4 protein-coding genes are annotated in these 5,434 nt (G+C 44.6%); all 4 read right to left on the bottom strand.

Features of this window, described 5'->3' with window-relative positions:
* Positions 1–111 precede the first annotated feature (111 nt).
* Complete coding sequence (locus KDK14_RS17100; protein ID WP_257266394.1) at positions 112–624, bottom strand: GNAT family N-acetyltransferase; 513 nt, start codon at positions 622–624, stop codon at positions 112–114.
* Positions 625–641: 17 nt separating this feature from the next.
* Entirely contained in the window at positions 642–911 is a 270-nt protein-coding gene (locus KDK14_RS17095) for a DUF1778 domain-containing protein (RefSeq protein ID WP_257266393.1), read from the bottom strand.
* Between the two features lie 127 nt (positions 912–1,038).
* Positions 1,039–3,807, bottom strand: a complete 2,769-nt coding sequence (locus KDK14_RS17090; RefSeq protein ID WP_257266392.1) for a hypothetical protein — start codon at positions 3,805–3,807, stop codon at positions 1,039–1,041.
* 944 nt (positions 3,808–4,751) lie between these two features.
* Positions 4,752–5,366: an ankyrin repeat domain-containing protein gene (locus KDK14_RS17085; protein WP_257266391.1), complete on the bottom strand. Its 615-nt coding sequence runs from the start codon at positions 5,364–5,366 to the stop codon at positions 4,752–4,754.
* Positions 5,367–5,434: the final 68 nt, after the last annotated feature.

The raw sequence follows: 5,434 nt of genomic DNA, 5'->3' as shown, positions 1-5,434 counted from the left end.
GTCGAAGGGTCGTGCCACCGAACTTCGACAAGCTCAGTCCAGTCAGGCAATGAAACCAGGGAAGTTATTTCCAGACAATTCCCAAGTATTGAGCCATGTTATTGTAATTGACTACAAACTAAAAAGCCGGGCTACTGTCTTCATGGGCAGAAACATGCGAACCTTCCCATTATGTTCACACAGAACTTCAAACCCATATTTTCCATAAAACTTCTCTGCGGCATCGGTTAAACAATCAACAATGATGGCGTATGCACGCATATGAGCGTTTATTTCCCACAGGTATTTCAAGGCATTAACAAGACAGATTTTTCCTGACCCCTCGCCCTGAAATTCTCGATGAACCCCAAACTGTGCGATCAAAAATACAGGAATAGGGTATTGTGGCAGCTGCTTTACCAACGCTTTAGGTAACGTGTCTCGACAAATTGAGCAAGGCGCAATGCTGTAAAATGCACAGATTGGTGTTTTTTGATTTGGCAAAGGGTTTGATGCGGGCAGAACCATTGTACGACTGATACCTGCCTGCCTATGTTTTGAGGCTTGAGTCTGGATGAACAAATCAAGTTCCGTTGCACCACAATCAAATGACGCTCTATCGTGGATACCTTTATCCAGTTCCACAAACTCCCTTGACCAGCTCACTTGACACCTTTCTCTTTGGTAAATGTCAGGGCATCCAGCAAGGCCTTATTGGGTGCCTTTGCCTTTTCGCAGGCTTCTGTAAAGCGATCAAAGACATCGTTTTCAACGGTCATCTTTTCATATTCAGAAATAACCTGTGTAGCGTCTTCATCCATAAGCCTGACAACGTATTCGGTCAAGCTCCTCAGTCCCAGTAGAGCTGAAGCCTTCTCTGCCTTAGCCTTGATCTCCTCATCAAGTCTCAGGTCCAGGCGTGCAGTAGCCATATTCCACCCTCCATTTGTACGGATATTTTCCGTATTGGCAGAGTTTAGACCTGAGCGCTGCTATAAGCAAGTTGTACGGATAAATGACGGATCACTCATTGATCGCCCCCTGTTTAGGTTTTTAAATTCAGGAGAGGCGACAACTATGCTGGCTCAGGCGGAAACATAGCCCGCGATTCGGTTGAGGTTGCAATTTTTCAGCCATGCCACACGCGATCTGGGCCAGCCCTTTGACCAACGATGCCAGTGGAAATGAGCCAGTACTTAAACCCAGCGAGTGGGCTTTAGACTCGCTAGTACAATGGTAATAATATTTCCCCTGCCAGTCTGGATAGACTTCGCGTGATAGCTCTCCTCGTTTTTTCAGATGCTGGAAAACGCAGTCGTCATTGTCATCGGATTGCTCTGCCGTCCAGTAAATGGTCTCCAGTGCAGTATTATTCAGCCATTGATGGTAGACCTCGTCGTTGGGAAATAAAGAAGCCGCCGTTGTTGGTGTACCAAACAAACCGGTCAGGTATTGGTTGGTTATATCCGTTATGAACACTTTCATTGCCGATACAGCGTGTTGATTGGAGTAATGGAAGTCCGATTCGGTTTGAAGCAGTCGGCAATAGTTAAGGGTGATCGCCACCATATTGCTCACGAAACCCTCCATAAATGAACAACGCTGCGTATAACCGGGAATAAAGTACTGAGCATTTCTGGCTGTGGAATAGGTCTCTATATAAGGGTAAAACTCCATGTCCCCAAGGTCCTTGAGACCACTAAGCACAAAATCCGACTGGTCGGTTGCTTTTGTATTCCAAAAAGAGAGGCAGCCCGCCACAGGGTATGACCTTGAAAACAACGGGATCAGAAACAGCTCTCGTCGGTGAAGACTAAAGTTGTGAAATGCCTGAATGGTTGATGTATGAACAGCACCACAGCTCATCCATTGGCCTAACGTATGAGCTGCATTCTTCAGAGCCTGTATATTTTCTGTAAGGTTTCGGTTTTCCAGTGGTTGGTTTGCCTGATCACTGTAGGACTTGTCTCGGGTATGAAAATGATAGACGAGATAGTAGTCCTGACTGTTAATAGTGATCACTTCTGGCTGAGAGGTGAACTGGTTGATAATGGTAGAAACCGTTTCTGTTTTTTGAACCAGTACAATGCCTTTTGATTTGGGAACTTCGCTTAGGTATTGGGAGGTTAAGATTTTTCCTTCATGGGTATCATTGCAAAACTGGTGTACGGCCTCTTCTCGGAAGAATTCATCTAATGGCTCATCCTTTCGTAAAAACTTATAACGATCACAGCCTGTTTTATCGGGGTTTTCAGACAGCAGTGTACGGCCTCCGCAAGCTTTTGCAGAGGTTGGTATGGATGAAGTGGGCAAGCTGTGATTCGCCAGAGCTTTAGTGGTTTTCTGGTAATGATCGACAATGTATTGTTGAAGCACTGCTCCTGTCGTGGCATTTGGCAATGCTAATGGCTTGCAACGAATCAGACGTTTTTTTAATTCAATAAATACTGGATCAACAGGTTGACAAAAGGAGTCCCTGAGAATGGGGTCAGACAGCTTGCACAACGATTCAGAAGAAGACAGCAAGCCGGTGATCGGGAGATGTTGCAGGTGGCAGGTATCCTGTTGCTCGATAACTCTGGTATGCAGTGTGCACGGTATATGAGCCGGTGCTTCGATCATCGTTGCCCACAGGCTTTTATTGGAATATGGCCTCTCGGTAACCAGTTGTGGATTAGCATGGATATCATCAGCCGTTATTAACGATGATAGCTTCCATAATCTGTCAGGGCTTACTCCTGACTTGATGGCTTTGTCCAGAAGCTCCGGGTGTTCAGATACCAGCGTTTCGGGTATCCATTCTATGGCGTTGGCATTTTGTGCAATGGCCAGCAGGCACAATTCGTAATCGAGATGTTCTTTGGGTATATCACTTAGCGCACGGTAGTTGGCGAGTACAGCATTTTCACACCATGCTCTGTTCTTGATCAGTAAATGATGGGGTATTTTTGAAATATCATCAGGGTAGTTTTTTAAATATTGTTCAATATTTTCCTCGGTTTTTTTTGAATCCGGAACGTAGCGAAGCCAAAATCGGCATTGGATAGCAGAGGCTGGCAATTCTGAAACTGTTTTTATTATTTCCTGATCAGCTAAAAGAAATGAATCAGGAATGCAGTGTCTGATAGCCTGCTCTATTGTATTGTAGTCTCGAAACTCCCGTGGAATCCTGTTTAGAGCTGGTGCAGGGTAGCGACTTACCGCATCGTTCACCAACTCTCTACTGAGTCGGGATTCAGGAATCATGCTAAATACAGTGTTGTCGAATTTCATTGCTGCTTTGGCAATGGTTTCATAGTCAACCCAGTCTGATGGCACTTTGCAGAGGTGATCTGGAGTTTGAGAGACCATGGCCAGATAGAGGTCTGTGGATTGTTGTGTGCGCAGTTGGTAATCTACCAGCTTGTCCTTATGAAAATTAAAGACGATATTTTTAACCAATTCATTAAATTCCGAAGAGGGATTGATCACTTGGCTCTTTTTTTCTAATACTTCATAGTTGTGTTTTAAACAGTGTAAAAACAAACGCTCGGTTTTTCTGGTTTCCGGGAGGTATGAAAAGAAATCATCATCACATTCAGCCAGCTGGAAGAGTGTCTTTTGTGGGAGTTCGTCCCACAGTGTATCTGGGATTTCATAGTTGCAGATGCCTTGATCCCGCAATAAGTCAAAGGTTATTGTTCTGGTGAGTACTTCAATCGGTGCTGATTTAAATATGATTTCCCTTTCAACTGGTTTGTGTTTTATCAGGTACTCGCACAAGCGAGCAGATTCTATTTGTTCCCGTTTTCCAAAATGCCACTCCAGAGCCTCTTTTTGATATCTCAATTTTAAATCGGTTTGGCTGGCGATTTCATGTTTTGAAATCGTTCGACCATCTGAAAAAAAGATATCATTAACTGGTTTATTCGTTGGGATTGACAGGGCTGTTAATGTTTTTTTTCAACACTGTTGGGGTATTGTATGTCCATAATATTCGATCTCGTAAGAGTAAGTAAGAGTAAGTAGGCAGTTTGTTTTCAAATAAAAATAACTGACCCTACATTCAAATTATAATAGTCACATCTCCTCTCCATTACATAATTTTTTGTTATTATTAGCCAATCATAAATTTCATCAGAATTTCCCATGAAGTACGTCACTCCTGTCACCAGCAATTGCCGGACTTCATACGCTGACGCTCGTTAAAAAGTTAAATTCTACTAACTCTGACAACGGAAACCGGGGTCGGGTCTTGATTGCGACAGGCGCTTAAAAGCGGTAAAAGCCGGGGTCAAAAAAAGCTGAAAAAGTTGAGAAAAAGTTGGGTCAGGTCTTTCTTTGTGCAAATATCTTGTCTATCACCATAAACGACAATTGTTATGTAAAATGCAAGACCTGACCCTGATTTTTCATATAAGTAGCTGGCCATATGGAATCGAATATTTCTGGCTACTTGGGCCGGTACTATGTGAGGCACAACGGAGGGAGCATAGCCGTAGTTATATGGAAAACTTTTCCTTGCAATGCGGGCAAGGCCATATATGACCCCGGTTTCTTTTATTGTGCAAATGTCTTTTTATTAGTCTAAACGTCAACTGCCATGCATAATTAAAGGCCTGAACCTGGTTTTCTTCTATTTACTATTCCTGTACCCAAAGTGTCCGAATTGATCATCCATTCCCTTGACCTGAGCGCCCAAGCTATCACGAAGTGCATCGATCATGCCGTGTCTGGTAAGTGTGAAGGTATCCTCGGCACTTTGAGCCAGGGGACGCTGGTGATGTTCTTGATCAGTTTGGGTTTGCTGAGGAACAGTTTGAGCTTTTGGTTGAGCAGTCTGAGCTTTTGGTGGAGAAAATATTGAATTCCTCGGTGCGCCCTGCCCGGGCAGCGATGTGCAGGATGGTCTCACCATTGTGCTCGACGGCATTGACATCGGCATGGTAATCAATCAGGAGCCGGACTAAATCAGTATGTTCGTTCTTTAAGGCGACAGCTAACAGATGTTCAGGATGACCGGAGGTCACCGAATGGTAAGTCCGATTAGCCAAAGCCTCGTCCTGGCGCAGCAGCGTCCTCAGCTCGGGCAGGTTTCCGGTACGGCAGTAATCATATATCTGGGTTCCACAATAACGGAATTCGTCGTCAAGCAGTTTCCTGCCGTCAATACGAATCAATGGCAGTGCCGGTTGCTTGCATATACATTGGCGTTGGTCAAGAGTTCTTGCCGACTGTTGTACACTTTCAAGCCATTCTGTTATGCATTCCAGGTGGAAAACTTCACGTGCATCGCACGAGGATTTGACCAGTGAACGCCCGCCAAGCTGTCCGACATAGCCGTCGTCACCACTACAGATAGCACATTCAAAGAATAAATCTGTCCCGTTTCCTCTGACACCATCCATCGCTTAGGAGCTCTCCTGAAATAACTTCGACATTTCTACAGACGCTACCCGCCGCCCGCTTCCCGAAA

The sequence above is a fragment of the Endozoicomonas sp. ONNA2 genome, from assembly GCF_024606365.1.
Lineage (GTDB): Bacteria > Pseudomonadota > Gammaproteobacteria > Pseudomonadales > Endozoicomonadaceae > Endozoicomonas.
The sequence above is the reverse complement of the archived record's forward strand: the minus strand, read 5'-3'. Positions and strand labels throughout refer to the sequence as shown.

What these genes read in the sequence shown, in the direction of transcription:
- KDK14_RS17095 (WP_257266393.1), bottom strand. Translation starts at nt 911, where the DNA reads ATGGCTACTGCACGCCTGGACCTGAGACTTGATGAGGAGATCAAGGCT.
- KDK14_RS17085 (WP_257266391.1), bottom strand. Translation starts at nt 5,366, where the DNA reads ATGGATGGTGTCAGAGGAAACGGGACAGATTTATTCTTTGAATGTGCT.